This is a genomic window from Streptomyces sp. KL109B (assembly GCF_030766935.1).
Taxonomy (GTDB): domain Bacteria; phylum Actinomycetota; class Actinomycetes; order Streptomycetales; family Streptomycetaceae; genus Streptomyces.
On the sequence record NZ_JASERL010000008.1, the window covers coordinates 198,020 to 224,226 of the forward strand.

The 26,207-nt window shown below is 72.1% G+C and carries 26 protein-coding genes; 14 read left to right on the top strand and 12 right to left on the bottom strand.

The features are described from left to right. The first annotated feature begins 50 nt into the window (after positions 1 to 50). Both RBJ65_RS26550 and RBJ65_RS26555 read left to right on the top strand, forming a co-directional pair. Positions 51 to 2,012, top strand: coding sequence for a LuxR family transcriptional regulator (locus RBJ65_RS26550; RefSeq protein ID WP_306332174.1), 1,962 nt, complete (start codon positions 51 to 53; stop codon positions 2,010 to 2,012). Between the two features lie 204 nt (positions 2,013 to 2,216). Then, positions 2,217 to 3,491 (top strand): CdaR family transcriptional regulator, encoded by a 1,275-nt coding sequence (locus RBJ65_RS26555; protein WP_306322172.1) that lies wholly within the window; start codon positions 2,217 to 2,219, stop codon positions 3,489 to 3,491. On the opposite strand, the gene RBJ65_RS26560 is transcribed toward RBJ65_RS26555, so the two are convergent. Then, positions 3,463 to 4,098, bottom strand: a complete 636-nt coding sequence (locus RBJ65_RS26560; RefSeq protein ID WP_306322173.1) for a TIGR03085 family metal-binding protein — start codon at positions 4,096 to 4,098, stop codon at positions 3,463 to 3,465. The genes RBJ65_RS26555 and RBJ65_RS26560 overlap by 29 nt on opposite strands. Before the next feature lie 72 nt (positions 4,099 to 4,170). Here RBJ65_RS26560 and hisI point away from each other — a divergent pair, with 72 nt between their 5' ends. Continuing rightward, positions 4,171 to 4,551 (top strand): phosphoribosyl-AMP cyclohydrolase, encoded by a 381-nt coding sequence (gene hisI / locus RBJ65_RS26565; RefSeq protein WP_306322174.1) that lies wholly within the window; start codon positions 4,171 to 4,173, stop codon positions 4,549 to 4,551. Here hisI and RBJ65_RS26570 read toward each other — a convergent pair. Continuing rightward, complete coding sequence (locus RBJ65_RS26570) at positions 4,532 to 5,008, bottom strand: hypothetical protein (RefSeq protein ID WP_306322175.1); 477 nt, start codon at positions 5,006 to 5,008, stop codon at positions 4,532 to 4,534. The genes hisI and RBJ65_RS26570 overlap by 20 nt on opposite strands. 79 nt (positions 5,009 to 5,087) lie before the next feature. On the opposite strand from RBJ65_RS26570, the gene RBJ65_RS26575 reads away from it, so the two are divergent. From RBJ65_RS26575 to lgt, 10 genes are all read left to right on the top strand, one after another. Further along, positions 5,088 to 6,575 (top strand): anthranilate synthase component I, encoded by a 1,488-nt coding sequence (locus RBJ65_RS26575; RefSeq protein ID WP_306322176.1) that lies wholly within the window; start codon positions 5,088 to 5,090, stop codon positions 6,573 to 6,575. 71 nt (positions 6,576 to 6,646) lie between these two features. Then, positions 6,647 to 7,303, top strand: coding sequence for a TIGR02234 family membrane protein (locus tag RBJ65_RS26580; RefSeq protein ID WP_306322177.1), 657 nt, complete (start codon positions 6,647 to 6,649; stop codon positions 7,301 to 7,303). Positions 7,304 to 7,409: 106 nt separating this feature from the next. Then, the gene (locus tag RBJ65_RS26585) at positions 7,410 to 7,661 is read left to right on the top strand and encodes an HGxxPAAW family protein (protein WP_306322178.1); all 252 of its coding nucleotides are present in this window, start codon (positions 7,410 to 7,412) and stop codon (positions 7,659 to 7,661) included. 84 nt (positions 7,662 to 7,745) lie between these two features. After that, positions 7,746 to 8,195: a DUF2752 domain-containing protein gene (locus RBJ65_RS26590; RefSeq protein ID WP_306322179.1), complete on the top strand. Its 450-nt coding sequence runs from the start codon at positions 7,746 to 7,748 to the stop codon at positions 8,193 to 8,195. 125 nt (positions 8,196 to 8,320) lie between these two features. Next, a complete protein-coding gene (gene trpC, locus RBJ65_RS26595; RefSeq protein ID WP_306322180.1) occupies positions 8,321 to 9,127 on the top strand; it encodes an indole-3-glycerol phosphate synthase TrpC in 807 nt (268 codons plus the stop codon). 9 nt (positions 9,128 to 9,136) lie between these two features. Further along, positions 9,137 to 9,334: a tryptophan biosynthesis modulator TrpM gene (trpM, locus tag RBJ65_RS42155; protein ID WP_372341398.1), complete on the top strand. Its 198-nt coding sequence runs from the start codon at positions 9,137 to 9,139 to the stop codon at positions 9,332 to 9,334. Between the two features lie 63 nt (positions 9,335 to 9,397). Further along, positions 9,398 to 10,648: a tryptophan synthase subunit beta gene (gene trpB / locus RBJ65_RS26600; protein ID WP_306322181.1), complete on the top strand. Its 1,251-nt coding sequence runs from the start codon at positions 9,398 to 9,400 to the stop codon at positions 10,646 to 10,648. Next, entirely contained in the window at positions 10,645 to 11,463 is an 819-nt protein-coding gene (trpA, locus tag RBJ65_RS26605; protein ID WP_306322182.1) for a tryptophan synthase subunit alpha, read from the top strand. The genes trpB and trpA overlap by 4 nt, the downstream gene beginning before the upstream one ends. 96 nt (positions 11,464 to 11,559) lie before the next feature. Then, entirely contained in the window at positions 11,560 to 12,336 is a 777-nt protein-coding gene (locus RBJ65_RS26610) for a thioredoxin domain-containing protein (RefSeq protein WP_306322183.1), read from the top strand. Positions 12,337 to 12,418: 82 nt separating this feature from the next. Next, positions 12,419 to 13,333 carry a prolipoprotein diacylglyceryl transferase gene (gene lgt, locus RBJ65_RS26615; protein ID WP_306322184.1) on the top strand — a complete coding sequence of 305 codons (915 nt, stop codon included), beginning with the start codon at positions 12,419 to 12,421 and terminating at the stop codon, positions 13,331 to 13,333. A gap of 177 nt (positions 13,334 to 13,510) precedes the next feature. Here lgt and RBJ65_RS26620 read toward each other — a convergent pair whose 3' ends face one another. The 10 genes from RBJ65_RS26620 to RBJ65_RS26665 all read right to left on the bottom strand — a co-directional run bounded on the left by RBJ65_RS26620 (position 13,511) and on the right by RBJ65_RS26665 (position 25,054). Next, positions 13,511 to 14,338 (bottom strand): CoA ester lyase, encoded by an 828-nt coding sequence (locus tag RBJ65_RS26620; protein ID WP_306322185.1) that lies wholly within the window; start codon positions 14,336 to 14,338, stop codon positions 13,511 to 13,513. Next, positions 14,335 to 15,546: a CaiB/BaiF CoA-transferase family protein gene (locus RBJ65_RS26625; RefSeq protein ID WP_306322186.1), complete on the bottom strand. Its 1,212-nt coding sequence runs from the start codon at positions 15,544 to 15,546 to the stop codon at positions 14,335 to 14,337. The genes RBJ65_RS26620 and RBJ65_RS26625 overlap by 4 nt, the downstream gene beginning before the upstream one ends. Further along, positions 15,543 to 17,090: an ADP-ribosylglycohydrolase family protein gene (locus tag RBJ65_RS26630; RefSeq protein ID WP_306322187.1), complete on the bottom strand. Its 1,548-nt coding sequence runs from the start codon at positions 17,088 to 17,090 to the stop codon at positions 15,543 to 15,545. Before RBJ65_RS26630 ends, RBJ65_RS26625 begins: the two co-directional genes overlap by 4 nt. Then, the gene (locus RBJ65_RS26635; protein ID WP_306322188.1) at positions 17,090 to 18,247 is read right to left on the bottom strand and encodes an ADP-ribosylglycohydrolase family protein; all 1,158 of its coding nucleotides are present in this window, start codon (positions 18,245 to 18,247) and stop codon (positions 17,090 to 17,092) included. The genes RBJ65_RS26630 and RBJ65_RS26635 overlap by 1 nt, the downstream gene beginning before the upstream one ends. Continuing rightward, the gene (locus RBJ65_RS26640) at positions 18,244 to 19,689 is read right to left on the bottom strand and encodes an ADP-ribosylglycohydrolase family protein (protein ID WP_306322189.1); all 1,446 of its coding nucleotides are present in this window, start codon (positions 19,687 to 19,689) and stop codon (positions 18,244 to 18,246) included. Before RBJ65_RS26640 ends, RBJ65_RS26635 begins: the two co-directional genes overlap by 4 nt. Continuing rightward, positions 19,686 to 20,771 (bottom strand): ADP-ribosylglycohydrolase family protein, encoded by a 1,086-nt coding sequence (locus tag RBJ65_RS26645; RefSeq protein ID WP_306322190.1) that lies wholly within the window; start codon positions 20,769 to 20,771, stop codon positions 19,686 to 19,688. The genes RBJ65_RS26640 and RBJ65_RS26645 overlap by 4 nt, the downstream gene beginning before the upstream one ends. A gap of 63 nt (positions 20,772 to 20,834) precedes the next feature. Beyond that, positions 20,835 to 22,166: a sugar ABC transporter substrate-binding protein gene (locus tag RBJ65_RS26650; RefSeq protein WP_306322191.1), complete on the bottom strand. Its 1,332-nt coding sequence runs from the start codon at positions 22,164 to 22,166 to the stop codon at positions 20,835 to 20,837. Further along, positions 22,166 to 23,038: a carbohydrate ABC transporter permease gene (locus RBJ65_RS26655; protein WP_306322192.1), complete on the bottom strand. Its 873-nt coding sequence runs from the start codon at positions 23,036 to 23,038 to the stop codon at positions 22,166 to 22,168. The genes RBJ65_RS26650 and RBJ65_RS26655 overlap by 1 nt, the downstream gene beginning before the upstream one ends. Then, a complete protein-coding gene (locus RBJ65_RS26660; RefSeq protein WP_306322193.1) occupies positions 23,035 to 24,003 on the bottom strand; it encodes a carbohydrate ABC transporter permease in 969 nt (322 codons plus the stop codon). Before RBJ65_RS26660 ends, RBJ65_RS26655 begins: the two co-directional genes overlap by 4 nt. 16 nt (positions 24,004 to 24,019) lie before the next feature. Beyond that, positions 24,020 to 25,054: a LacI family DNA-binding transcriptional regulator gene (locus tag RBJ65_RS26665; RefSeq protein WP_306322194.1), complete on the bottom strand. Its 1,035-nt coding sequence runs from the start codon at positions 25,052 to 25,054 to the stop codon at positions 24,020 to 24,022. 217 nt (positions 25,055 to 25,271) lie between these two features. On the opposite strand from RBJ65_RS26665, the gene RBJ65_RS26670 reads away from it, so the two are divergent. After that, the gene (locus RBJ65_RS26670) at positions 25,272 to 26,003 is read left to right on the top strand and encodes a VIT1/CCC1 transporter family protein (protein ID WP_306322195.1); all 732 of its coding nucleotides are present in this window, start codon (positions 25,272 to 25,274) and stop codon (positions 26,001 to 26,003) included. The last annotated feature ends 204 nt before the right edge of the window (positions 26,004 to 26,207 follow it).

Below are 26,207 nucleotides of genomic sequence, written 5' to 3' on the forward strand. Positions count from 1 at the left end.
CCTCCCAACCGGCGCTGCACGTGCGGTGGTTGGCCCCTAGCGTGCGACGGATGAGCGGAAGATCCGTGCTGTTGCTGGCCGCCGCCGCGTACGAGAGCGACCCCGAAGGGCCCGGCGTCGACGCGGGACTCGTGCTGCGGGCCGCCGCGGCGGCCGGGCTCGGAGCGGACGCCCTCGACGCGGCCGAGCGCGCCGGGCTGCGGCGCACCCCCGACGGGCGGCTGCGACTGCCGGGCAGACGCAGGCTCTACGAGGCCGTGGACCCGGAGCGGCGCAGGGCCGCGCACCGGTTGCTGGCCGCCGCGGCGACGGGGGAGCGGCAGCGTTCGGCGGGCCTGCTGCACCGGCTGCTCGGCGCGAGCTACCCCGACGCCGGACTCGGCACGGAACTCGCCGCGGCGCGGGGCACGCCGCACGGCGAACGCAGCACGGCGCTCGCCCACGCGGCCCGCCTCGCCGACGACCCGGCGGTCCGCGCCGAGCGCCTGGTCGCGGCGGCGGACCACGCGCGCCTCGCGGGCCGCCCGCACCGCGCCCGCGAACTCCTGGATTCGGTGGGCGAGTTGGCGGTGACCGAGACCGTACGAGGGCGTGCCGCGCTGGTACGCGGACTGCTCGCGCTGCGCGACGGGCCGGTGGCGGACGCCCGCGAGTCCCTGCTGTTCGCGGCCCACCTGTGTGCGGGGCCGGACGCGCTGGAGGCCCGGCTCGGGGCGGCGGAGGCGTCGTGGGCGCTGGGCGACAGGGAGGGGTACCGGGAGGCGGTGGGGGCGGGGCCTGCCGGTGTGCGTGCGGTGGACTCCGTCCTCGTCGACTACCGGGTCGGCATGGCCGCGTCGCTCGGGGAGCGGGCCGGGGTGGGGCGGGTCGCGCTGCGGCGGGTCGTCGCGCGGTCCGTCGGGGAGCGGGAGCCGGGGGCGCTGACGCGGGCCGGGGCCGCCGCCCTCGTCGCCGGGGACGTCGAGGCGGCGTGCCGCCTTGGCAGCAGGGCGCTCGCGGCCGCGCGGGACCGGGGCGAGGGGGCCGAACTGCCGCGCGCCCTCGAACTGCTCGCCTACGGTGAGTTGCGCTCCGGGCGGCACGTCCGCGCCCGTGCGCACGCCGAGGAGGGGGTGCGGGCCGCGCTCGGCGCCGGGCAGCGCAACGTTCTCGCCCACCAGCACGCCGTGCTCGCCCTCGTCGCCTCGCTCGACCGGGACGTCGACACCGTCGCCCGGCACGCCGGCGCGGCGCAGGAGGTCGCGGCCCGGCACGGGTTGGCGCAGGCCGCGACGCTCGCCCAGTGGGCGCTGGCCCGTGCCGACCTGGCGCGTGGTGACGCGGTGCGGGCGGCGGCCAGGCTCGGGCCGCTGGTCGGGGGCGGCTCGCGGCGCGGGCACTTCGGGGTGCGGATGCTGGCGGTGCCGTGCTGGGTGGAGGCCGCGGTCCTCGCGGGGGAGCCGGGTGGGGCGCAGGCCGCGCTCGGCGAGTTCGTGGTGTGGGTCGAACGGGGCCACGACCCACTGGGCCCGGCCCAACTCGCCCGCTGCCAGGCGTTGTTGGCGTTCGGGAACCCCGCCGTGGCGGAGTCCCGCTTCGAGGAGGCGCTGGCGCGGCACGAGGGGGCGGGCGGCGACTTCGAGCGGGCCCGCACCGCGGCGCTCTACGGCAAGTGGCTGCGCCGTACGCGCCGCCCGGCGCGGGCCCGTACGTTGTTGCGGGACGCGCTGGTGGCCTTCGAACGGTGTGGTGCGACGGTGTGGGCCGGGCAGGTGGCGGCGGAGCTGCGCGCCACGGGTGCGGCCCCGGCCGACCCCGAACCCCCCGGCCGTTTGTCGGAGTTGACGCCCCAACAACTACGCATCGCGCGCTGCGTCGCGAAGGGCGACACCAACCGCGAGGTCGCCCGCCGCCTCTCCGTGAGCCCCCGCACGGTCGACCACCACCTCCGCAACGTCTTCGCCCAACTGGGCATCCGCTCCCGCGTAGAACTCGCCCGCCTGGTCGACCACACGGAGTCCCCGGTGACCTGACCCCGTGTCGCGCGGCACCGGGGGCCGGGCAATTCAAGCCCCTGCGGCGATTGAGCAGCGGGGTCCGGGGCGGAGCCCCGTGGCGTAGGGGTGGATCCCGGTGTCGGGCGGCAGGCCTGACCTGCGGGTTTGCGGGAGGGGGTGGAGACCGACCGGCCGGTATGCCATTCTTCGGGCTCGAGGGACGAGCCGTGGAGGATCGTTATGCCCGCGCATCTCGTACGTACCCGCCCCCAGCCCCACCCCACCGCCGGCACGGCCGCCGTCGCCGTACTGCACCGCGCCGCCCGCCCCCTCATGGGACAACTGGGCGCGCTCACCGACCGGTTGACCGCGGAGCTGTACGCGCGGGAACCGGCCTACCGCACCGAGATCGAGGCCGACCCCGCCCACGTACGCGCGGAGATCCAGCGCTCGCTGCGGCACAGCGTCGCCTCCCTCCTCGACCCGGCACTCAGCCGCGACGCCGCCCGCGCCTGCTCCGCCCGGATCGGCGCCGACCGCGCGGCCCGCGGCTTCCCGCTCGACGCCGTGTCGCACGCCTTCCGGCTGGGCGGCGCCCTCGTCTGGCAGGCCCTCGTCGACGAGGTGACCCTGCGCCACCCCGAGGACGCGCACCTACTGGTGCACCTCGCCGTCGACGTATGGAACTTCGTCGACGAACACTGCGCCCACGTCGCCGACTCCTACCGCCGCGCCGAACGCGAACTCGCCTGGCGGCGCGAGAACCGCCGCCGCCTGATGATCGCCGCCCTCCTCGACGGAGCCACCCGCATCGCCGACCTGCCCGACGCCGCCACCGCACTCGACCTGCCGGAACGCGGCCGGTACGTCGTGCTGATCGCGTCCGGCGGCGGCCGCGCCACGCCCCGGCCCACCCTCCCGCACGGCGTACGCGCCGTATGGCACACCGCCGCCGGGGCGGAGCGCGCCATCGTCGGCCTCGCAGACCAGGAGGCCGATCAACTCGCCGCCGCGCTACGGGAGTTCTGCCAACGCGCCGCACCCGGCACACGCATCGGCCTCAGCCCCGCCGTCGAAGGGCTCGCCGCCGTCGGTGGCGCCCGGCGGCTCGCCGAGACCGCGCTGCGCATCTGCCCCGCCGACGGCGGCACCGTACTCCTGGACGAGCAGCTGCCCGCCGCGCTCGTCGCCGCCGCGCCCCGACTCGGCCGGATCCTCACCGACCGCGTCCTCGGCCCGCTGCTCGCCCTGCCCCCGGCCGACCGCACCCTGCTGCTCGACACCCTCACGGCCTGGCTGGACTGCGACGGCTCCGCGCAGCGCGCCGCCGCCCGCCTCTACTGCCACCGCAACACGGTCCTGAACCGGCTGCGCCGCTGCGAACAGCTCACGGGCCGCAGCCTCGCCCGCCCCGCCGACCTCGTCGAACTGGGCCTGGCACTGCACGCCCACCGACTCGTACAACCCGATGGCCCCGCAGGAGTGGCTACAGGCCCAGTGCCTTCGTCTCCGTGAGCCGGTCGATCGCCGACTTCTCGCCGTCCATCTCCACGTCCGCCGACTCCTGCCGGCCGAACGCGAACATCAGCAGCTCCGAGGTCGCGCCCGTGACCGTGACCACGGGCGTGCCGCGGTGGGCCACCACCGTCTGGCCGTCGGGGCGGCGCAGCACCACGCCGACCGGCGCCTTGCGGCCCATCACCCGCGCCATCCGTTCCAGGCGCGACCACAGGACGTCGGAGAAGACCGGGTCGAGCTCGCGCGGCGTCCAGTCCGGCTGGGCGCGGCGCACGTCCTCGGTGTGGACGTAGAACTCGACCGCGTTCGACGCCTCGTCGATCTGCTTGAGCGCGAAGGGCGAGAAGCGCGGCGGACCGGTGCGGATGAGCTGGATCAGCTCCTCGTACGGCTTCTCCGCGAACTCGGCCTGCACCCGTTCCAGGCGTCCGGCGAGCTGCTTGATGAGGATGCCGCCGGCGGCGTCCGCGCGGCGCTCGCGCACCACCACGTGCGCCGCGAGGTCCCGGGTGGTCCAGCCCTCGCAGAGGGTGGGGGCGTCAGGGCCCGACGCCTCCAACAGATCGGCGAGCAGAAGTCGTTCACGCTTGGCATGGGTCGACATGCCAGTCAGCCTACGACCGGGGACGCCGCACCGGACAGTGGACGGCTTGCCCGGCGCGGCACAATGGTCCCCATGACCAGCAGCGCCCCCGTCCCCAGCAGCAACCTCGACCCGGCCGTCGCCGCCCGCCTCAAGCGGAGCGCCGACGGTTTGGTGCCCGCCATCGCCCAGCAGTACGACACCGGCGAGGTGCTCATGCTCGGCTGGATGGACGACGAGGCGCTGCACCGCACCCTGACCACAGGACGCTGCACGTACTGGTCGCGCAGCCGCCAGGAGTACTGGGTCAAGGGCGATACGTCGGGCCACTTCCAGCACGTGAAGTCCGTGGCCCTTGACTGCGACGCCGACACCGTCCTCGTCAAGGTCGACCAGGTGGGCGCCGCCTGCCACACCGGCGCCCGCACCTGCTTCGACCGCGACGAACTGCCGGTCAGCGGCAGCGCAGCGTGATCTCCTGACGGTCCCGGAACACGATCCGGGCCGGGTCGCCCGCCACCGGAAGCCCGTCGACCTCCGCCAGGCACTGCGGCCGCACGCCCCACTCCGCGAAGAGCTGCCCGAGCGTGAAGTCCTGCCACGTCGCCGACTCCACGTGCACGGTGCCGCTGGTGTCGTGCGTGTGCAGCGGGCTGTAGCGCGGCTTCTCGCCGGAGCGGTCGATGCCGAGGTCGGCGGGGACGGTCACCCGGTCGCCGTCCGCGTACACGGTGAGGTGCGGGTGGATGTGCATCGTCAGCTTCTCGGAGTCGAGCATCTCCAGGCCCGCCGCCCGTACCCCCGCCTCTACGTCGGTGGGCGCGGCCCAGTCATCGGAGGCGGGCGCCGGGGCCGCACCGGTCAGCAGGGCCACGGCGGTGGCGGCGAGGGCGAGCGAGGAGACGGTACGTACGTTCTTGGTCTGCGTCACGGCTCCCTTGTAGTGCCCCGGCGGTCCACGTGGTGGCCAGGCGCGCGGGGCGTCACTCCCACGGAAGTACGCTCCTCCCATGGACCTGGACACCTTCCGCAAGCTCGCGACCGACCGCCGAGTGATCCCCGTCAGCCGCAAGCTCCTCGCGGACGGCGACACGCCCGTCGGCCTGTACCGCAAGCTCGCCGCCGAGCGCACCGGCACGTTCCTCCTGGAGTCCGCGGAGAACGGCCGCTCCTGGTCCCGCTATTCGTTCGTCGGCGTGCGCTCCGCGGGCACGCTGACCGAGCGCGACGGACAGGCCCACTGGCTGGGCACGCCGCCCGTCGGCGTCCCGGTCGACGGCGATCCGCTGGCCGCGCTGCGCGCCACCGTGCAGGCGCTGCACACCCCGCGTTACGAGGGCCTGCCCCCGTTCACCGGCGGCATGGTCGGCTATCTCGGGTACGACATCGTGCGCAGGCTGGAGAAGGTCGGCCCGGGGGAGCGCGACGACCTCAAGCTGCCCGAGCTCACGATGCTGCTGACCAGCGACCTGGCCGTGCTCGACCACTGGGACGGCTCGGTCCTCCTCATCGCCAACGCCATCAACCACAACGACCTCGAAACCGGCGTCGACGAGGCCTACGCCGACGCCGTCGCCCGCCTCGACGCCATGGAGGCCGACCTCGCGAAGCCGGTCGAGACGGCCCCGACGGCCCTCCCGTCGTCCGAGGTCCCGCCGTTTGAAACAGGCACAGTCACGGTCCCGTGGGGCGGCGAGCAGTACCAGGAGGCCGTCGAGGACATCAAGGAGCGGATCAGGGCCGGGGAAGCCTTCCAGGTCGTCCCGTCCCAGCGCTTCGAAACGCCTTGCAGCGCAAGCGCGTTGGACGTGTACCGGGTGCTGCGGGCCACGAACCCGTCCCCGTACATGTACCTCTTCCGCTTCGACGGGTTCGACGTCGTCGGCTCGTCCCCGGAAGCTCTCGTCAAGGTCGAGGACGGGCGCGCCATGGTGCACCCCATCGCCGGGACCAGGCCGCGCGGCGCGACGCCGCAGGAGGACCACGACCTCGCCGAGGAGCTGCTCGGCGACCCCAAGGAGCGGGCCGAGCACCTGATGCTCGTCGACCTCGGGCGCAACGACCTGGGGCGGGTCTGCGAGCCGGGCTCCGTCGAGGTCGTCGACTTCATGTCCATCGAGAAGTACAGCCACGTCATGCACATCGTGTCGACCGTGACCGGGCAGGTCGCCGAGGGCCGCACCGCCTTCGACGTCCTCACCTCCTGCTTCCCCGCCGGCACCCTCTCCGGCGCCCCCAAGCCCCGCGCGCTCCAGATCATCGACGAGCTGGAGCCGTCCCGGCGCGGCGTCTACGGCGGCTGCGTCGGCTACCTCGACTTCGCGGGCGACTCCGACACCGCGATCGCCATCCGCACCGCGCTCCTTCGCGAGGGCACGGCGTACGTGCAGGCCGGCGCGGGTGTCGTCGCCGACTCCGACCCGGTCGCCGAGGACACCGAGTGCCGCAACAAGGCGGCCGCCGTACTGCGCGCCGTGCACACGGCGAACCGGATGTGAGGAACCACGCCGTGTGACGTGACGCACGCCTCCGGGCTCCGGGTCACGTAAACCCGTACAGACAGGCGATAGTGGAGTACGTGACTGCTGTACCGCACCCCCGTACCGATGCCGCCGAGTCGGCTGCCCCGGACGCTCCCTCGAAGAACGGCCGGCGCAGCCTCGCCGTCGCCCTGCTCTGCGGGGCCGCGGGAGCCGCGATCGCCCTGCTCGCGTCCCGGCAGGAGTGGTGTTCCGGCTTCGCCGCCGTCGCGGGCGGCAAGCTGCCGCTGACCGCGAAGGGCAGCGACGTCACGGGCGTTCCCGCGGCCCTCGCCATAGTGGGGCTCGCCGCGCTCGTCGCCGTGTTCGCGGTCCGCAAGGTCGGCCGCGTCCTGGTCGCCGTGCTGCTCGCGCTCAGCGGCGCGGGCGCCGTCGCCGCCGCCGTCCTCGGCGCGAGCGACAGCGCCGCGCTCGACGAGAAGGCCGCGCAGGCCGCGGGCGACGCCTCCGCCACCATCGACGCGCTCAGCCACACCGCCTGGCCGTACGTCTCCGCCGCCGGTGGCGCCCTGATCCTGATCGCCGGGATCCTCGCCGTCGTGTACGGCGCGGCCTGGCCGTCGATGGGCGGCCGCTACGAGCGCTCCGGCGCCCCGAAGTCCCGCCGCGCGAAGGCCGTCGACCCGGACCGCCCCGAGGAGCTGTGGAAGGCCCTCGACCGCGGCGAGGACCCGACCGGCGCGTAGGGCTCCGCCGACCCCGCGTACTTTGCTTTCGCGCGAGTACGGGACAATAAATATGTAGGACGTACGCCTCGCGTACGCATAGGCCATAAGCAACGAGGAGCAAGCCATGGCGGACAGCAGCCACGGACACACCCCGGCCGCCTGGACCGGTGTCATCATCGCCTTCATCGGTTTCTGTGTCGCGGGCGCCTTCATGGTGATGGGCAGCATCGCCGGTTTCTGGGCCGGCATGGCCCTGCTCGCGATCGCCGCGATCGTCGGCGGCGCGATGCACATGGCCGGCATGGGCAAGCCGAGGCGGGCCGAGCTGCAGCTGAAGTCCACCGGGGCGGCGCAGCCCGCGGGCTCCGAGGCCTGAGTCCTCGTACCTGCGAAAGGGGCGCGGCGACATGCCGCGCCCCTTTCGCATGCGCTGGATGAGTCACGGAGGCAGAATTCACGCGTGACCGTGGAGACGAGCGACACCGACACCGACAACACCGCCGCCACCCGCTCCAGCGCCCTGCGCCGACTCGGAGTCCCGCTCGGCGTCCTCGGCGGCGTCGCCCTCGCCTTCGCCTACGTCGGCACCGTCGACCCGAACGAGCCCGGCCACTACCCGGCCTGCCCCTTCCTCCAGCTCACCGGCGCCTACTGCCCCGGCTGCGGCGGCCTGCGCAGCGCCCACGCCATCGTGCACGGCGACGTCACGGGCGCGCTCGGCGCCAACGCCCTCGCCGTCGTCGGCTACGCCCTGTTCGCCGTGTTCTGGACGGTGTGGGCGGTCCGGTCCGCGCGCGGCAGGCCGTTCGGGCTCGCGCTGGGCCGCGTACAGCTGTGGACCCTGGGCGCGGTCGTGCTCGCCTTCACGGTTGTCCGGAACCTGCCGTTCGGTGGCTTCCTAAGCCCTTGATCAACCGCGTTTGTCCAGGTAGTGGGACCGGCGTCAACCGGATGCGGGACCTTCGTCCTTCTGCGGATACCATTCACAAGGACCAGATGAACACCCAGGGGATGCCCGGAAAGGAGTCCGCTCGCGTGAGTGTGCTCGACGAGATCATCGACGGAGTCCGTGCCGACCTTGCGGAGCGGCAGGCGCGCGTCAGCCTCGACGAGCTCAAGGAGCGCGCGGCGAAGGCTCGCCCGGCGAAGGACGGTGTGGCCGCGCTCAAGGGCGACGGCGTCAAGGTGATCTGCGAGGTCAAGCGGTCCAGCCCCTCCAAGGGCGCGCTCGCCGCGATCGCCGACCCGGCCGCCCTCGCCGCGGACTACGAGGCGGGCGGCGCCGCCGTCATCTCCGTCCTCACCGAGCAGCGCCGCTTCGGCGGCTCGCTCGCCGACCTGGAGGCCGTCCGGGCCAAGGTCGACATCCCGGTCCTGCGCAAGGACTTCATCGTCACCTCGTACCAGCTGTGGGAGGCCCGCGCGTACGGCGCCGACCTCGCGCTGCTGATCGTCGCGGCCCTGGAGCAGCCCGCCCTGGAGTCCCTCATCGAGCGCGCCGAGTCCATCGGCCTCACGCCGCTCGTCGAGGCGCACGACGAGGACGAGGTGGAGCGCGCGGTGGACGCCGGAGCGAAGATCATCGGCATCAACACCCGCAACCTCAAGGACCTTTCGGTCGACCGCGGCACCTTCGAGCGCGTCGCCCCGGACATCCCCGACCACATCGTCAAGGTCGCCGAGTCCGGCGTGCGCGGCCCGCACGACCTGATCGCGTACGCCAACGCGGGCGCGGACGCCGTCCTCGTCGGCGAGTCCCTGGTGACCGGCCGCGACCCGAAGGCCGCCGTCGCCGACCTCGTCGCGGCGGGCGCCCACCCGGCCCTGCGCCACGGACGGTAAGCTCACCCCATGCCCATCGCCTCCCGCCTCGCCCCCGGCTGCCGCCCCCGCGGCTGCCGCGCGCCGGCGAGGCGTGTGCGCGGCCGCCGGGTCCGGTACCACATCGGCGCGGAACCGGGCCAGATCAACGGCATGCGATGGCAAAGCGCCCCTATAAGGGGCGCGGGGAACTGCGCACGTCACCACGGACAACCGTCACCTGCGTAACTGCGTAATCCCGCACGCCCCACGGCAGTTAGTGATCACCCAACTAACCGTGAGGTTTCCCGCATGTCCAGCGACTACTTCATCCCTGACCCGGAGGGTCAAGTCCCCAGCGCCGAGGGCTACTTCGGCGCGTTCGGCGGCAAGTTCATCCCGGAGGCCCTCGTCGCCGCCGTGGACGAGGTCGCCGTCGAGTACGCCAAGGCCAAGAACGACCCGGCGTTCGCCGCCGAGCTCGACGACCTCCTCGTCAACTACACCGGCCGCCCGAGCGCCCTCACCGAGGTCCCCCGGTTCGCCGAACACGCCGGAGGCGCCCGCGTCTTCCTCAAGCGCGAGGACCTGAACCACACCGGCTCGCACAAGATCAACAACGTGCTCGGCCAGGCCCTGCTCACCAAGCGAATGGGCAAGACCCGCGTCATCGCGGAGACCGGCGCGGGCCAGCACGGCGTCGCGACGGCCACCGCCTGCGCGCTGCTCGGCCTTGAGTGCAAGATCTACATGGGCGAGATCGACACCGAGCGCCAGGCCCTCAACGTGGCCCGCATGCGCATGCTGGGCGCCGAGGTCGAGGCCGTGAAGTCCGGCTCGCGCACGCTCAAGGACGCCATCAACGAGGCGTTCCGCGACTGGGTCGCCAACGTCGACAACACGCACTACCTGTTCGGCACGGTCGCGGGCCCGCACCCGTTCCCGGCGATGGTCCGCGACTTCCACCGGGTCATCGGCGTCGAGGCCAGGCGGCAGACCCTGGAGCGCGTCGGCCGCCTCCCGGACGCCGCGGTCGCCTGCGTCGGCGGCGGCTCCAACGCCATCGGCCTGTTCCACGCCTTCATCCCGGACGCCGACGTCCGCCTCATCGGCTGCGAGCCGGCGGGCCACGGCATCGAGTCCGGCGAGCACGCGGCGACGCTCAGCGCGGGCGAGCCCGGCATCCTGCACGGCTCCCGCTCGTACGTCCTCCAGGACGAGGAGGGCCAGATCACGGAGCCGTACTCGATCTCGGCGGGCCTCGACTACCCGGGCATCGGCCCCGAGCACGCGTACCTCAAGGACTCGGGCCGCGGCGAGTACCGCGCGGTCACCGACGACGGCGCCATGCAGGCGCTGCGCCTGCTGTCGCAGACCGAGGGCATCATCCCGGCCATCGAGTCGGCGCACGCCCTCGCGGGCGCCCTCGACATCGGCAAGGAGCTGGGCAAGGACGGGCTGATCATCGTCAACCTGTCCGGGCGCGGCGACAAGGACATGGACACCGCGGCCCGCTACTTCGGCCTGTACGACGGTTCTGGTGACGAGGAGGCCGCCAAGTGAGCGGGAACATTCAGCTGCTGAACGACACCCTCGCCGCCGCGAAGGCCGAGGGCCGCTCCGCCCTCATCGCCTACCTGCCCGCCGGTTTCCCGACCGTCGACGGCGGCATCGAGGCGGTCAAGGCCGCCTTCGACGGCGGCGCGGACGTCGTCGAGGTCGGCCTGCCGCACTCCGACCCGGTCCTCGACGGCCCGGTCATCCAGACCGCCGACGACATCGCGCTGCGCGGCGGCCTGAAGATCAAGGACGTCATGCGGACGGTCCGCGAGGCCCACGAGGCCACCGGAAAGCCCGTCCTCGTCATGACGTACTGGAACCCCATCGACCGCTACGGCATCGAGCGGTTCACCGCCGAACTCGCCGAGGCGGGCGGCGCGGGCTGCATCCTGCCGGACCTGCCGGTGCAGGAGTCCGCGGTGTGGCGCGAGCACGCGGACAAGCACGGCCTCGCCACCGTCTTCGTCGTCGCGCCCAGCAGCAAGGACGAGCGCCTCGCCACCATCACGGCGGCCGGCTCCGGCTTCGTCTACGCCGCGTCCCTGATGGGCGTCACCGGCACCCGCGAGTCCGTCGGCAACCAGGCCAAGAACCTCGTCGAGCGCACCAAGGCCACCACCGAACTCCCGGTCTGCGTCGGCCTCGGCGTCTCCAACGCCACCCAGGCCAAGGAGGTCGCCGGATTCGCCGACGGCGTCATCGTCGGCTCGGCGTTCGTGAAGCGGATGCTGGACGCCCCCGACGAGAAGGCCGGGCTCGAAGCGGTCCGCGCCCTCGCCGCCGAACTCGCCGCGGGCGTAAGGGACAACAAGGCCTAAGGGACAACAAGTAGTAACTCGGAGTTACGTCACCCATACGGGTGGAAACCGGACCGGGGAGGCACGCTCGTGCCTTCCCGGTTCGTTTGCGCTGGTGTGAGCGAGAAGAACCGAGAGGGAAAGCGCGCGGCCCGCGAACGCCTGGCCGCAGAGCGCGAGAAGCAGAAGGCCGCGGAGAAGCGGCGCAGGACGTTGATCGTGGGCGCCGCCGTCGTGTGCGTGCTCGGCCTGGCCGCGGTGATCGGGGTGGTTGCCGCGAATTCGGGAGACGACAGTTCCAGCGACGCGGGCCCGGTGGTCGCGCCGAAGGGCGCCGACGGCAAGGACAAGCTGGCGATCCCCGTCGGCAAGGACAGCGCGAAGTCGACGCTGGAGATCTGGGAGGACTTCCGCTGCCCCGCCTGCAAGACCTTCGAGGACACCTACCGCTCGACGATCCACCAGCTCGCGGACGCCGGTGAGCTGAAGGTCCAGTACCACCTCGTCACGCTGATCGACGCGAACATGCAGGGCAGCGGCTCGCTCCGCGCGGCCAACGCGGCGGGCTGCGCGCAGGACGTCGGGAACGACAAGTTCCGCGACTACCACGACGTGCTGTACGAGAACCAGCCCGAGGAAACCGACGACGCGTACGCGAAGAACGACAAGCTGATCGAGCTCGCCGGAAAGGTCGACGGACTCGACACGGACGCGTTCAAGTCGTGTGTGAACGACGGCAGGCACGACAGCTGGGTGAACAAGTCGTACAAGGCGTTCCAGGACGCCAAGTACCAGGGCACCCCGACGGTCCGGCTCAACGGCAAGGACATCCTCAGCGACCAGAGCCTGACCCCGGCCAAGTTCAAGAAGATGGTCGAGGACGCGAACAAGTAGAACGAGGAGGCGGAGCTGTTACGCAGCCGTTGCCGGGCTGCCCGTCGTGCGCGCGGCCCGGCACGGTAGCGTCGGACCTGCCATGGAACTTGCCTTCATCCCCAGCCCGTCCAGCGGCGTCGTCTATCTCGGCCCGATCCCGCTGCGCGGCTACGCGTTCTGCATCATCATCGGCGTCTTCGTGGCCGTCTGGCTCGGCAACAAGCGCTGGATCGCCCGCGGCGGGCAGTCCGGCACGGTCGCCGACATCGCCGTGTGGGCGGTGCCCTTCGGCCTGGTCGGCGGCCGCCTCTACCACGTGATCACGGACTACGAGCTGTACTTCAGCGAGGGCCGTGACTGGGTGGACGCCTTCAAGGTCTGGGAGGGCGGCCTCGGCATCTGGGGCGCCATCGCGCTCGGCGCGGTCGGCGCCTGGATCGGGGCCCGCCGCCGCGGCATCCCGCTGCCCGCCTACGCCGACGCCATCGCGCCCGGCATCGCCATCGCCCAGGCCATCGGCCGCTGGGGCAACTGGTTCAACCAGGAGCTGTACGGCAAGGCGACCGACGTGCCCTGGGCCCTGAAGATCACCCAGGACACGGACGGCCGGGTGCCGGGCACGTACCACCCGACGTTCCTGTACGAGTCGCTGTGGTGCATCGGTGTGGCCCTGCTGGTGATCTGGGCGGACCGGAAGTGGAAGCTCGGGCACGGGCGGGCGTTCGCGCTGTACGTCGCGTCGTACTGCGTAGGCCGCTTCTGGATCGAGTACATGCGCGTCGACGACGCGCACCACATCCTCGGCCTGCGCCTCAACTGCTGGACGGCGCTGGGCGTCTTCCTGCTCGCGGTCATCTACATGGTGGTGTCGGCGAGGACGCGGCCGGGCCGCGAGGAGGTTGTTGAACCGGGGGTCTCCGACGGTTCGGCGGGCGACGGTGACGGTGAGGCCGAGGACGAGGTCGACCTCTCGAAGGATGAGGCCGAGGTCGAGGCCGAGGCCAAGAAGACCTGAGTTTTGGTTGTACGTTGATGAGGGCGCCGGACCGGTTGGGTTCGGCGCCGTTGTGTGTTGCGGTGTCCTCAATCGCCGGACGGGCTTGATTCGCTGAGGTCGTCCTTGATCGTGGACGGGCTTGATTTGCTGAGGTTGTCCTTGATTGTGGGCGGGCTTGATTTGCTGAGGTTGTCCTCAAGTGGCGGCCAGCCGCAGCGTTCTGTGCGCGGCAGCCACCACCGCCGCGTCGACGAAGCGGCCGTCCGGGAGGGCCAGGGCGCCCGCGTCGGTGGCCGCCGCGCACACGATCTCCCGCGCCGCCGCCACCTCCGCCTCCGTGGGGCGGAAGGCGGCCTCGATGACCGGGAGTTGGCGGGGGTGGATCGCGGTGCGGCCGAGGAAGCCGAGGGCGCGGCCTTCGGCGCAGGACTCGGCCAGGCCCGCCAGGTCGCGGACGTCCGGGTAGACGGACTGCGGGGGCGGCGGCAGGTGGGCCGCGCGCGCCGCGACCACCGCACGGCCGCGCACCCACGCGAGGCCCGCCGCGTCCGTGACGCCGAGGTCGGCGCGCAGGTCGGCCTCGCCGAGCGCGATGCCGTGCACGGAGTGGTGCGCGGCGATGTCGTAGGCGTGCTCGACGCCGACGGCGGACTCCAACAGGGCGTAGAGGGGTGGGACTTCCACCGCCCATTCCTGTACGCGGGTCAGGTCGGCCGGGCCGTGCACCTTCGGCAGGCGGAGCGCGTCCAGGCCGGGGAGTGGGGTGAGGCGGCGTACCTCGTGCTCGGCGAGCGGACCGTCCAGCGCGTTGACGCGGACGTGCACCGGCACCTTGTGCTTGTCGGCGAGGAGCTCGGCGGTGGCGTCGAGGGCGTACGCCTTGCGGTCGGGGGCGACCGCGTCCTCCAGGTCGACGAGGACCACGTCGGCGCCCGAGCCGAGCGCCTTGGCGACGACGTCGGGGCGGTCCCCGGGGACGTAGAGCCAGGTGAGGAAGGTGTTCTCGCGGGTTTCGCGGGTCATACCGCACCAGCCTCCCGCAGCGCCGCGATGTCCGCCTCCGAGAGGCCGAGGCCGTCGAGGATCTCGTCGGTGTCCGAGCCGTGCGGGCGGCCCGTCCACTGGATGGCGCCGGGGGTCTCGGAGAGGCGGAAGAGGACGTTCTGCATCTTGACCGTGCCGAGGTCCGGGTCGGGGAGTTCGGTGATGGAGCCCAGGGCCTGGTACTGCTCGTCGGCGAGGACGTCGCGGACGTCGTAGATGGGGGCGATGGCCGCTTCGGCCTTCTCGAAGGCCGCCACGACTTCGTCGCGGGTGTGCCGCGCGATCCAGCCGCCGACCGCCGCGTCGAGCTGATCGGCGTGGGCGGCGCGGCCGGAGCCGGTGGCGAACCAGTCCTCCTCGATGAACCCCGGGTGGCCGACGAGGTGCATCACCCGTTCCGCGATCGACTGCGCGGAGGTCGAGACGGCGACCCACTTGTCGTCGCTGGTGCGGTAGGTGTTGCGGGGCGCGTTGTTCGTCGAGCGGTTGCCGGTGCGGGGCTGGACGTAGCCGAGCTGGTCGTACCAGGTGGCCTGCGGGCCGAGGATCGACAGCATCGGCTCGATGATCGCCATGTCGACGACCTGGCCCCGTCCTGTCGTGCCCCGTGCGTGGAGCGCCGTCATGATCGCGTACGAGGTGGCGAGCGCGGCGATGGAGTCGGCGAGGCCGAACGGGGGGAGGGTCGGGGGCCCGTCCGGCTGGCCGGTGATCGCGGCGAAGCCGGACATCGCCTCGGCGAGGGTGCCGAATCCGGGGCGGCGGGCGTACGGGCCGAACTGGCCGAAGCCGGTGACGCGGGCGAGGACGAGGCGCGGGTTGGCGGCGCTCAGCTCGTCCCAGCCGAGGTGCCACTTCTCCAGGGTGCCGGGGCGGAAGTTCTCGATGACGACGTCGGACTCGGCGGCGAGCTTGAGGAGGATCTCGCGGCCGTCGGGGGAGGAGAGGTCGAGGGTCAGGTTCTTCTTGTTGCGGCCGAGGGTCTTCCACCAGAGGCCGATGCCGTCCTTGGACGGGCCGTGGCCGCGGGAGGGGTCCGGCTTGCGGGGATGCTCGATCTTGATGACCTCCGCGCCGTAGTCGCCGAGCATCGTGGCGCAGATCGGGCCGGCGAAGAGGGTGGCGAGGTCGAGGACGCGGAGGCCCGCGAGGGGGCCGTGGGGCGTCGCTTCTTGATGGTGCGTCATGTGCGGAGCTCCAGGGTGAGCCGGGCCAGTTCGTCGAAGCCGATGCCGTCGAAGCCGGCGACCGTCGTCGACAGGTGGTTCTTGAGCGGGGCCGTCCAGTGGGCGCCGAGGGCGTCGGGGCGGCCGGCGAGCAGGCCCGCGATCGACCCGGCCGTCGCGCCGTTGGAATCGGTGTCCCAACCGCCGCTCACGGCGCGGCAGATGGAGCCCTCGAAGTCGCCGTCCGCGTGGGTGAGGGCGGCGGCGAGCAGGGCGGCGTTCGGGAGGACGTGGACCCAGTGGTGGGTGGCGGCGTAGGTGGCGTGCAGTTCGTCGACGACGGTTTCGAAGTCGGAGCCGGCGTGTTTCGTGGCGAGTCCGATGCCGTGCCGGACGGCCTGGGCGTAGCGGGAGTGCGGGGGGACCACGGTGAGGCCGGTGTGGAGTGCCGTGTGGACGTCCGCGGTGCCCGAGGCCGCCGCGGCGATGGTGGCGGCCGTGAACATCGCGCCGTACACGCCGTTCGCGGTGTGCGTGAGAACGGCGTCCCGGTGGGCGAGACGGGCGGCGCGGACGGGGTCGCCGGGGCTGATCCAGCCGAAGACGTCGGCGCGGATCTGGGCGCCGATCCATTCGCGGAAGGGGTTGTGGTGGGTGGCGGTGTGCGGGGGTTCGAGGCCGGTGAGGAGGTTGCGGTAGGCGATGCGTTCGGCGGTGAAGGTGCGGCCGGCGGGGAGTTCGTCGAGCCAGAGTTTGGCGACGTCGGTGGTGGTGAAGGTGGGGCCGTGGCGTTGGACGAGGAGGAGGGCGAGGAGGGGGTAGTTGAGGTCGTCGTCCTCCGGCATGCCGTCGATGTTCTCGGCGAGGGAGGTGGGGGCGCTGCGGCGGTTCCAGGGGTGGGCGGCTGCGATGGCGGGGTCGAGGTCGCGCTCGGTGAACCAGGTGTGGAGGGGCCAGTTGGCGGTGGAGCGGGCGATGGCGCGGATGCCGTCCAGTGGGAGCTTTTCGACGGGTTTGCCGAGCAGGCATCCGACGGCTCGGCCCAGCCAGGCGGCGTGCAGGGCGTTCTCTTCCCCCACCCCGCCCCTTCCCGAAACCGGGGGCTCCGCCCCTGGACCCCGCCTCGGTTGCGCCCCCGGGGGCTCCGCCCCCAGACCCCCGCTGCCTCTCGTCCCAGAGCGGGGCTCCGAGGTCGCCCCGTTCCTCGTTTGCCGGAGGGGCTGGCTTGTCAGCCCCTCCGGCGATTGAGGAGGCCCGTCCGGCAGGACTTTCGGGAAGGGGCGGGGTGGGGGACCTTGGTTGGTGAGGGACTCGATGGCGGGCAGGGCTGTCGGCTCTGTCGACGCCAACGGAGAAGGCAGGGAGGCCAGTTCGGTCAGCAGCTCCTCCGCCAAGCCCCGCAGGGGCGACGGTTCCGGTGACGCCCCGGCCCGGTCCGGGGCCAGGTGGCCGCCCGCTGCCAGCCAGCGGGACTCGATTGCCGACGCGTCGCGGCCGTCCTGCGCCGCCTGGCGCAGCTCGTGGCCGATGAGGTCCTCCGGCTGCACCCACGTGAGGCGCAGCATCACAGGCCCGCGATCGCGGCGAACGCCGACTCGTGGGCGCGGCGCCGGTCCAGGTCACGCGCGTGCACCTCGCGGGTGACCTGGGCGAGGGACGCCGCGGGGGCGTGCAGGTCGAGTTTGCTCGCGCGGGCGATCTCCGCGCTCCACTCCTTGGGCACGGCCCCCTCCCCGTACAGCGCCCCGACGATCGCCCCGCTCATCGTGGCGATCGAGTCGCAGTCGCGGCCGTAGTTGACCGAGCCGAGCACGGTGTGGCGGAAGTCGCCGCGGCCGACGAGGAGCATGCCGAGGGCGATGGGGAGTTCCTCGATGGCGTGCAGGCGGGAGGGGCGGCGGGCGCCGAGGGAGGGCTTGCGGTACTCGGGGCCGACCGTGTCGAAGGGGGTGACCGCGTCCCGGAGCGGGGCCAGCGCGTCCTCGAAGTCGTCGTAGCGGGACGCCACTTCGCAGACTGCCTCGATCGCGGAGCGGGTGCCGTCCTTGGCGAGGGTGAGGGTGTCCTCGATGATTGAGTCGGGGGTTGCGTTCGGCTTGTACGCCGATGCCACCGCCGCCGCGAAGACGCCCGCCGCCTCCCGGCCGTACGAGGACTGGTGGGCGCCGGAGACGTCGAGGGCCTCCTCGTACGCCTTGAGGGGGTTGCCCGCGTTCACTGCTCCCACCGGGGCCATGTACATCGCCGCGCCGCAGTTCACGATGTTGCCGACGCCCGCCTCGCGCGGGTCCACGTGGCCGTAGTGGAGGCGGGCGACGATCCACTTCTCGGCGAGGAAGATGCGCTGGAGGGGAAGGGCCTCGGCCTCGAGTTCCGGGATCCAGCGGGGAGTTGTGATCAGGTCGGGGACGAGGTGGTCGGCGACGGCGTACGCGTCCAGGTGGTCGCGGACCTTCTCGTAGACGCGGATCAGGGCGTGGGTCATCAAGGTGTCGTCGGTGACGTGGCCGTCGCCCTTGTGGTACGGCGCGATGGGGCGGGCCGTTCGCCAGTCGTCCTTGTAGAAGGGTTCTACGATGCCGCGGACGCGGCCGCCGTGGCGCTCCGCGATGGCCTCCGGGGTCCAGCCCTCGACCGGGCCGCCGAGCGCGTCGCCGACGGCCGCGCCGACGAGGGCGCCGGTGGTGCGGTCTTCCAGTGAGGCGACGCTCGTGCTGGTCATGTTGAAGTTCCTTCCGTGGTACGGGAGTTGGTGGCGGTGGCGGTGGCGGTGGCGGTGACGCGGGTGAGGTGGGTGGCGAGCGTCGACAGTTCGGTGCCCGCGAGTTGCGGCAGGGCGCAGCCCGCGAGGGTGTCGCAGGCGTCCCGCCAGGTGTGCGGGAGCGCGTCCGCGCCGCCGATCGCTCCGGTGAGGGCGCCGGTCAGGGCGGGGGCCGAGTCCGCGACGCGGGACAGGCAGGCCGCGGTCGGTACGGCCTCGGCGACCGCGCCCGCGGCGGCCGTCGCCACGGCGAGGGCTACGGGTACGGTTTCGGCCGCCGCGATGCCGTAGCTGTAGACGTGGTCGACGATTTCGTGTTCCAGGACGGGGACCAGGGCGAACGCGTTGCCGGGTTGGCCGGGGCGGGCGGCTGCCGTGGCGCGGCCGAGTTCCACGGCGCGGTGGGCGTTGCGGTGGATCTCGGTGCCGGGCGGGAGTTGGGCGAGGGCGGCGTCCACGCAGGCGTCGGTGTCCGCGCCGCCGAGTGCGGTGGACACCGCGGCGGCCATCGCGCGGGCGCCGTGCACGCCGTCGCCGTCCTGGGTGTAGCGGGCGTCGAACTCGGCGAGGTCCGCGGCGCGTTCGGGTTCGCCGGGGTGGACGACCGCGAGGACGGCGGCGCGGACGCAGGCGGCGTCGTCGAAGTAGTGCGGGTTGTCGTGGCCGGTGGCGGGTGGGCGCAGGCCCGCCGCCAGGTTGCCGAGTCCGGCGCGGACGGAGATGCGGGCACGGAGCGGGATGTCGGCGGATTCGATCTCGTCGGCGTTGGCCGCGGCGGCGGCGATCTCGTCGGCGAGGGTGTTCCAGGCGAGGGAGAGGGAGGAGCGGACGCGGTGGTCGGGGTCGAGGTCGCCGAGGCCGTCGGCGTGCGCGGAGAGGATGGCGTACGCGGTGAACGCGGCCCATTCGGCGTCGTCGGAGGGGCCGAGGCGGAGGGGTTCGGGGGGTTGGTTCAGGGCGATGGGGACGGGGAGGGTAGTGGTGGCGTTCTGTTCGGCGAAGGTGTCGAGTTCGCGGGTGAGGCGGCGGGTCCAGTCCGGGAGTCTTGCGGCGCGGTGGCGTCCCGACGGCCAGCCGGCGGCGTCACCGGAGGCGATCCCTAGGAGCAGGCCTTCGATCCGGTCGCCCTCCGTGACACCGGATGTGGTTACGGCCTCGGGGCTCCGCCCCGGCCCCCGCGCCTCAATCGCCGGCGGGGCTTGATGGTGCGGCGCCGTGGTTGGTGTTTCGGGGTTCTGCTCCGGGTCCCGCGCCTCAATCGCCGCAGGGGCTTGATGGTGGAGGCTTTGTTTCGGGGCTTCCTGATCAATCGGTGATGCGGGCGACGGTTCGGCAATATCAGCCCCTCCGGCGTTTGAGGAGCGGGGTCCGGGGCGGAGCCCCGTGGCGTGATCCGAAGTCATGCCACCGCCCCCTCGCGGTCCGGCGGAGGCGGCGTCAACGTGTCGGCCACGTCCAGGACGTGGCGGCCCGCCATCGACGGGAGGCAACTGCCGCGGACCGGGCCGATCGCTCGCGCCCAGTCCGGCGGGATCGAGGACTCGCCGCACAGCGCGCCCGCCAGCGCCCCCGCGACCGCCGCCGTCGTATCCGCGTCGCGGCCCATGTTGACCGCCGTAAGAACGGATTCGCGGAAGTCGCCGCGGGCCACCGCGAACGCGCCGAACGCGAGGCCGACCGCCTCGGGGGCGAGGTCGGTCCAGGGGTAGCCGCCGATGACGACCGCTTTGCGGACGGCGCGCTCCATCGACAGCTGCGTGCCGTCCGGGTCCCGGCGGGCCCGCCGCGCCGCAGAGACCGCGCGGTGCAGGGAGCGGGCCGTCCAGGAGTCGTCGGGGACGACCGAGAGCGCGGCCTGGACGACCGCGTCGGGGCTGTGGCTGACCATCGCCGCCGCGACACCCGCCGCCACCGCCCGGCCGCCGTGGATGCCCTCACCGTCGTGGGACACCGTGCCGTCGATCGCCACCAGGCGTGCCGCCTCCGCCGGGCGGCTCGCCGCGTACACCCCGAAGGGCGCCGCGCGCATCGCGAGGCCGTCGCTCCAGGCGTGCCGGTGCTGGGCGGAGATGGGGGCGGCGAGGCCGCGGCGGAGGTTTTCGAGGGTGCCGCGTTCGCTGAAGCCGGCGCCCTTGAAAGGGCCCTCGTCGCGGTCCGCGATCCACGTGTGCCACGCCTTCTCGACGTGCCCGATGGTCAGGCCCGCGCCGTGCTCGGCGAGCAGCAGGCCGGAGAAGATCGCGTACTCGGTGTCGTCCGTACCGGCCGGGTCGGCGGAGACGAAGCCCTCGATGCGGCCCCAGCGTTCGCGGATCTGGGACGGCTTCATGTTCTCCGCGGGCGCGCCGATCGCGTCACCGACGGCGAGTCCGAGGAGCGCCCCGCGGGCGCGGTCCCGCAGGGAGATCGCGGCCGCGGGGGGCGGGTGCGGGACGGTACGGAGTCTGCGTGGCGAAGGAGGGTCCGGTTCGACGCTGACGCTCATGATGTGTTCGTGCTCATCTCTGGGGTTGTGCTGGTGGTGCAGGGGGTGGTGCCGGGGTGGTACTCAGCGTTGGTAGCGGTTCAGGATCAGGTTGCCGTCGTCGGCGAGGCGCTTGCGCAGCTCTGTTACGCCGAACGCGCCGTTGTAGTACTCCTGGAAGGCCGGAGTGGCGATCTTGTCCTTCCACTCGGCGTAGCCCCGCACCCCGAGCACCGGGGACGGGCGCAGCGCGGCGGCCATCTCGGAGCCGGTCTTCCAGCCGTACTTCTCGGTGGTGAGCGACGGGTCCTTCAGGGCCTGCCTGCTGGTGGGCAACAGCCAGTCGCCGCGCGCCAGTTGGACCTGGTGGTCGGCCTGGGTGAGGTAGGCGATGAACTCGGCGGCCGCCTTCTTGTGCTTGCTGTCCTCGGAGACGGACAGGGTCTGCGGGGCGACGCCCTGGGCCAGGCCGCCGGAGCCCGCGGGCATCGGCAGGACGGTCCAGTCGAAGCCCTTGGGGGCCTGCTGCTGGACCTGCTGCCGGAACGAGAAGTTCAGCGGGAGCATCGCGTACTTGCCCGCGAAGAATCCGGGCAGCGTGTCCGAACCGGCCATGCCGAGCGCCGACTTGGGCGCGGTGTGCTCCTTGTCGACCTGGCGGTTGATCAGCCGTGCGGTGGCCGAGTCGGCGGCGTCGTAGCGGATCTCGTTCTTGCCGTCGGCGCCCTTGTAGAAGATCTTGCCGCCGGTGGACTGGGCGAGGTTCACGGACTGGGTGACCGGCTCCTTCATCGACCAGGCGACGCCGTAGCGTTCCGGCTTGCCGTCCCCGTTCGCGTCCCGCGTGAGTCTTTTGCTCGCGCGTTCGAACTCGGCCCAGGACCAGGGGTGTTCGACCGTCGGCACCCGTACTCCCGACTCCTTCAGGAGCTTCTTGTTCACCACGAGTACGCGCGGCTCCTGGAGGAACGGGATGCCGTAGATCTTCTTCCCGTACGTCGTCGTCGCCCACGACGCCTTCGGGATGTCGGCGCGCAGCGACTTCGGCAGGTAGGGGGAGAGGTCGGCGAGGTAGCCGCCGTGGCCGAAGTCGGTGAGGTCGGAGGCGTCGTCGTGGAAGATGTCCGGCGCCTTGCCGCCCTCGAACGAGGTGAGCATCTGGTCGTGGATGCTGTCCCAGACGCCCTGGACGTACTTGACCTTGACCTTGGAGTGGGTGTCGTTCCACTGCTCCACGAGCGCCTTGTTGGCCTCGATCGACTCCTTCTGCCAGGCCAGGCTGAGGAATTCGAGGGTGACCGTGCCGTTCGCGGACGTGGAGTCCGCGTCTCCGCCCGAGCAGCCCGCCACGAGGGAGAGCGAGAGCGCGGCCGCTGCCGCCGCGGTGACCTTCCTTACGTTCTTCCGTACGCGCATCAGCCCTTCACCGCCCCGCTGAGCATGCCGCCCACGAGCCGCCGCTGGAGCAGCGCGAAGAAGACGAGGCTGGGGATGGTGGCGAGGACCGAGGCCGCGGCGAGCGGGCCCAGGTCGGCGACGCCCTCGGCGCCGAGGAAGCGGGTGAGGATGACCGACATCGTCTGGTTCTCCGGGGACTTGAGGAGGACGAGGGCGAAGAAGAACTCGTTCCAGGCGGTCACGAAGCTGAACATCAGCGTCGCTACGAGGCCGGGGGCGAGGAGGGGGAGAACCACGCTGGTCAGCGTGCGCAGACGGCCCGCGCCGTCCACCGCCGCGGCCTCCTCAAGGGAGCGCGGCACCGACTTCACGTAGCCCTGGAGCATCCAGAGCGAGAAGGGCAGGTTCCAGACGACGTAGACGATGATCAGGCCGAAGAGGCTGTCGATCATCTGGAGGTTCTTCAGGACCAGGAACAGCGGGATGATCACAAGCACGAACGGGAACATCTGGCTGACCAGGATCCACGCCGTGCCCGCCTGGCTGACCCGCGTCCGGTAGCGGACCATGACGTACGACGCCGGGACCGCGATCGCCACCGAGATCACGGAGGCGCTGACCGCGACGATCAGGCTGTTGAGCGCCGAGTGCAGCAGCGGCTGCGCGTCGAACGCGGCGCGGTAGTTGTCCAGGCTCGGGTGCTGCGGAATCCAGCTCGGGTCGATCGCGCCCAGCTCCCGCGGGGACTTGAAGGACGTGGACAGCAGCCAGAGGAAGGGGAAGGCCAGGAAGACCATGTAGCAGAGCAGGGCCGCGTACTGGCCCGTGCGGCCCGCGAACCGGGGGAGTGCCCGGGGGAGTGCCCGGGAGAGTGTCGTGCTCGCGCTCATGCCGCCGCCTCCACGTCTTCCTTGAGCTTCTTGCGCAGGAACAGCGTCAGCAGCACCGCGATCACCGCCACCATCGCGAGGCCCATCGCCGCCGCGTAGCCGAACTGGCCGTATTTGAAGGCCTCTTCGTACGCGAACAGCATCGGCAGCCGGGTCTTGCCGCCGGGGCCTCCTTGCGTCAGCACGTAGACCAGGCCGAAGGAGTTGAAGTTCCAGATGAAGTTGAGCGCCGTGATGGCGACGACCACCGGCTTGATGGCCGGCCAGGTCACGGCAGTGAAGCGGCGCCACAGGCCCGCGCCGTCCAACTGCGCGGCCTCCCGCAGTTCGAGCGGCACGTTCTGCAGCCCGGCGAGGAGGACGACCGTCGTCTGCGGCATGCCCGCCCACACGCCGACCACGATGACGGCGGGCAGCGCGTAGGAGAGGTCGGCGAGCCAGTCGACGTTCTCGTGGATCAGGCCGAGTTGGGTCAGCGTCTTGTTCAGGATGCCCGCGTCCGAGTGGTAGACGAGGCGCCACATGATGCCGACGACGACTTCAGGCATCGCCCACGGGACCAGCGCGAGCGTCCGGGCCAGCCAGCGGAAACGCAGATTCTGGTTGAGCAGCAGGGCCAGGCCGAGCGCGAGGACGAACTGCAGGGCCGTCACGGCCACGGCCCAGACCAGACCGATGCGGAACGACTCCCAGAACAGCGAGTCGTGGCGCAGGTCGAGGAAGTTGTCCAGGCCGATGAACCGGGTGGGGGCCGTCCGCCCGGCCTGCGCGTCCGTGAACGCGAGCGAGAGGCCGTACAGGAGCGGGACCACGCTGAGTATCAGAATCGGGATCAGCGCGGGCATCAGCAGGAACCACGCGCCCCGGTCCAGGCCCAGCGCTCGCTTGCGCTGACCCGGCGTACGGGGTGGTGGTGTGCCGCGGCTGCCGGGGACGGCGCTGTCCCGGGGCGCGGTGAGACTCATGGCAATCCTCGATGTCTCAACTGTCGGTCGCCGCCCGGCCCGTGGAGGCGCGGACGACGAGGCGGGGAGGGGCGGTGGTGGTGCGGGGGGTGGGGGTCTCGGGGGTGTCGTCGGCGGCGGCCCGCGCGCTGTCCAAGCGCCGCAGGAGCAGTTCGGCGGCGCGCTTGCCGCGCTCGGTGGAGCCCAGGTCGACGCTGGTCAGCGGCGGCCAGCCGGCCTGCGCGAGCACGCTGTCGTCCATCCCGGCCACGGCGACGTCCTGCGGTATCCGCAGGCCGCGCGCGTGCAGGGCGCGGGCGGCGCCGAGCGCCAGCTGGTCGTTGGCGCCGAACACCGCGTCCGGCTTCTGGTCGAGGAGCGCCTCGGTCGCGGCGGCTCCGGCCTCGATGTCGAAGTCCGTACGCGCGACGAGGTCCGGCTCGTAGGCGAGGCCGCAGTCGGCGAGCGCCTTGCGGTAGCCCTCGCCGCGCTTGCGCCCCGGGACCGTGTCGGCGGGGCCGTTGACGAAGGCGATGCGGCGGCGGCCCGTCTCGTACAGATGGCGCACGGCGAGCGCGACGCCCGCGACCGAGTCGGCGCGCACGCTGTCGACCGGGACGCCGCTGGGCAGCGAACCGATGACGACGACCGGGCCCGCCGCGCCGCGCAGCGCCTCGACGTGGGCGTCCGTGATGCGGATGGGGCACAGGATCAGGCCGTCGCTTGTGCGGTCGCCGAGGCTGCGCAGGACCGCGAGTTCGTCCTCGACGACGGCGTCCGTGGAGTGCAGGAGCAGGCGGTATCCGGCCGCCTTCGCGACGGACTGGATGGCGCGGACCATCGCCACGTACACCGGGTTGCCGATGTCGGGCATCGCGAAGGTGAGCTGGCGGGTGCGGCCGCCCTTGAGGGAGCGGGCCACCGCGTTGGGTACGTAGCCGAGTTCGGCGGCGGCGCGCTCGACCTTCTCGGTGGTGTCGGGGCGGGCGCCGAGGCCGTTGAGCACCCGGGACACGGACGCGATGGAGACACCGGCGCGCTCGGCGATGGAGATGATCGTCGGCTGTGGCACCGCGTTCCGCCCCTCTTCTGTAAACGTTTCCCGTCGTTGAAAACGTTTACGGATGTTGCTCCCCCGTTTCCCGCCCGTCAACGCCTGTTTCCTGTGATCCAGATCACCGACCCCTTCGGGAAGGTCAAGGTCAGTACGTTGCGCAGGGCGCAAAACCGCAGGTAAGTACGGCCTTCCTTGCTGGCAGGGCCGTTTTTTCGCGCGTACTTTCGGGGCCATGGCCATCATCGAGACCGCAGCGACCCTGCACGACGCCCACCGGGACAACCACACCCACCGTGATGTCAACGGCGGCTGGCTGCGCCCCGCGGTCTTCGGCGCGATGGACGGGCTCGTCTCCAACTTCGCGCTCATGGCGGGCGTCGCGGGCGGCGCCGTCTCGCAGCAGACGATCATCATCACCGGCCTCTCGGGCCTCGCCGCCGGAGCCTTCTCCATGGCCGCCGGCGAGTACACCTCCGTCGCCTCCCAGCGCGAGCTGGTCGAGGCCGAACTCGACGTCGAGCGGCGCGAGTTGAGGAAGCACCCGGCCGACGAGCAGAAGGAGCTCGCCGAGCTGTACGTCTCGCGCGGCGTCGAGCCGGAGCTCGCGCACGAGGTCGCCAAGCAGCTCTCGCACGACCCCGAGCAGGCCCTGGAGATACACGCGCGCGAGGAGCTGGGCATCGACCCCGGCGACCTGCCCTCGCCGATGGTCGCCGCCGTCTCCTCCTTCGGCGCGTTCGCGCTCGGCGCGCTGATCCCGGTGCTGCCCTATCTGCTCGGGGCGAGCGCCCTGTGGCCCGCCGTGCTGCTCGCGCTCGTCGGACTCTTCGCGTGCGGGGCGATCGTGGCGAAGGTGACCGCGCGTTCCTGGTGGTTCAGCGGACTGCGGCAGCTGGCCCTCGGTGGCGCCGCGGCGGGTGTGACGTATCTCCTGGGGACCGTCTTCGGGACTTTTGCTGGTTGACGGGTCGCGGCCGTGGCCCGAAGATGCCTATACAGCGCCTTGCATAAGTAGTCGTTACCGCGCGGTTTCGATTGTTTGACCACGGGGCATGAGCCGTAAGCGCTGGGGGCAATGAGGCCCGCGGCGCACACCGGCACCACTCGGCTTCACCACTCGGCTTCACCACTCGGCTTCACCCAGGCCCTCGGTCATCGATCTGCCCGG

Coding starts and splice junctions, on each gene's coding strand:
- RBJ65_RS26550 (WP_306332174.1), top strand. CDS start 51: ATGAGCGGAAGATCCGTGCTGTTGCTGGCCGCCGCCGCGTACGAGAGC.
- RBJ65_RS26555 (WP_306322172.1), top strand. CDS start 2,217: ATGCCCGCGCATCTCGTACGTACCCGCCCCCAGCCCCACCCCACCGCC.
- RBJ65_RS26560 (WP_306322173.1), bottom strand. CDS start 4,098: ATGTCGACCCATGCCAAGCGTGAACGACTTCTGCTCGCCGATCTGTTG.
- hisI (WP_306322174.1), top strand. CDS start 4,171: ATGACCAGCAGCGCCCCCGTCCCCAGCAGCAACCTCGACCCGGCCGTC.
- RBJ65_RS26575 (WP_306322176.1), top strand. CDS start 5,088: ATGGACCTGGACACCTTCCGCAAGCTCGCGACCGACCGCCGAGTGATC.
- RBJ65_RS26585 (WP_306322178.1), top strand. CDS start 7,410: ATGGCGGACAGCAGCCACGGACACACCCCGGCCGCCTGGACCGGTGTC.
- trpM (WP_372341398.1), top strand. CDS start 9,137: ATGCCCATCGCCTCCCGCCTCGCCCCCGGCTGCCGCCCCCGCGGCTGC.
- trpB (WP_306322181.1), top strand. CDS start 9,398: ATGTCCAGCGACTACTTCATCCCTGACCCGGAGGGTCAAGTCCCCAGC.
- lgt (WP_306322184.1), top strand. CDS start 12,419: ATGGAACTTGCCTTCATCCCCAGCCCGTCCAGCGGCGTCGTCTATCTC.
- RBJ65_RS26620 (WP_306322185.1), bottom strand. CDS start 14,338: ATGACCCGCGAAACCCGCGAGAACACCTTCCTCACCTGGCTCTACGTC.
- RBJ65_RS26625 (WP_306322186.1), bottom strand. CDS start 15,546: ATGACGCACCATCAAGAAGCGACGCCCCACGGCCCCCTCGCGGGCCTC.
- RBJ65_RS26630 (WP_306322187.1), bottom strand. CDS start 17,090: ATGCTGCGCCTCACGTGGGTGCAGCCGGAGGACCTCATCGGCCACGAG.
- RBJ65_RS26635 (WP_306322188.1), bottom strand. CDS start 18,247: ATGACCAGCACGAGCGTCGCCTCACTGGAAGACCGCACCACCGGCGCC.
- RBJ65_RS26640 (WP_306322189.1), bottom strand. CDS start 19,689: ATGACTTCGGATCACGCCACGGGGCTCCGCCCCGGACCCCGCTCCTCA.
- RBJ65_RS26645 (WP_306322190.1), bottom strand. CDS start 20,771: ATGAGCGTCAGCGTCGAACCGGACCCTCCTTCGCCACGCAGACTCCGT.
- RBJ65_RS26650 (WP_306322191.1), bottom strand. CDS start 22,166: ATGCGCGTACGGAAGAACGTAAGGAAGGTCACCGCGGCGGCAGCGGCC.
- RBJ65_RS26655 (WP_306322192.1), bottom strand. CDS start 23,038: ATGAGCGCGAGCACGACACTCTCCCGGGCACTCCCCCGGGCACTCCCC.
- RBJ65_RS26660 (WP_306322193.1), bottom strand. CDS start 24,003: ATGAGTCTCACCGCGCCCCGGGACAGCGCCGTCCCCGGCAGCCGCGGC.
- RBJ65_RS26670 (WP_306322195.1), top strand. CDS start 25,272: ATGGCCATCATCGAGACCGCAGCGACCCTGCACGACGCCCACCGGGAC.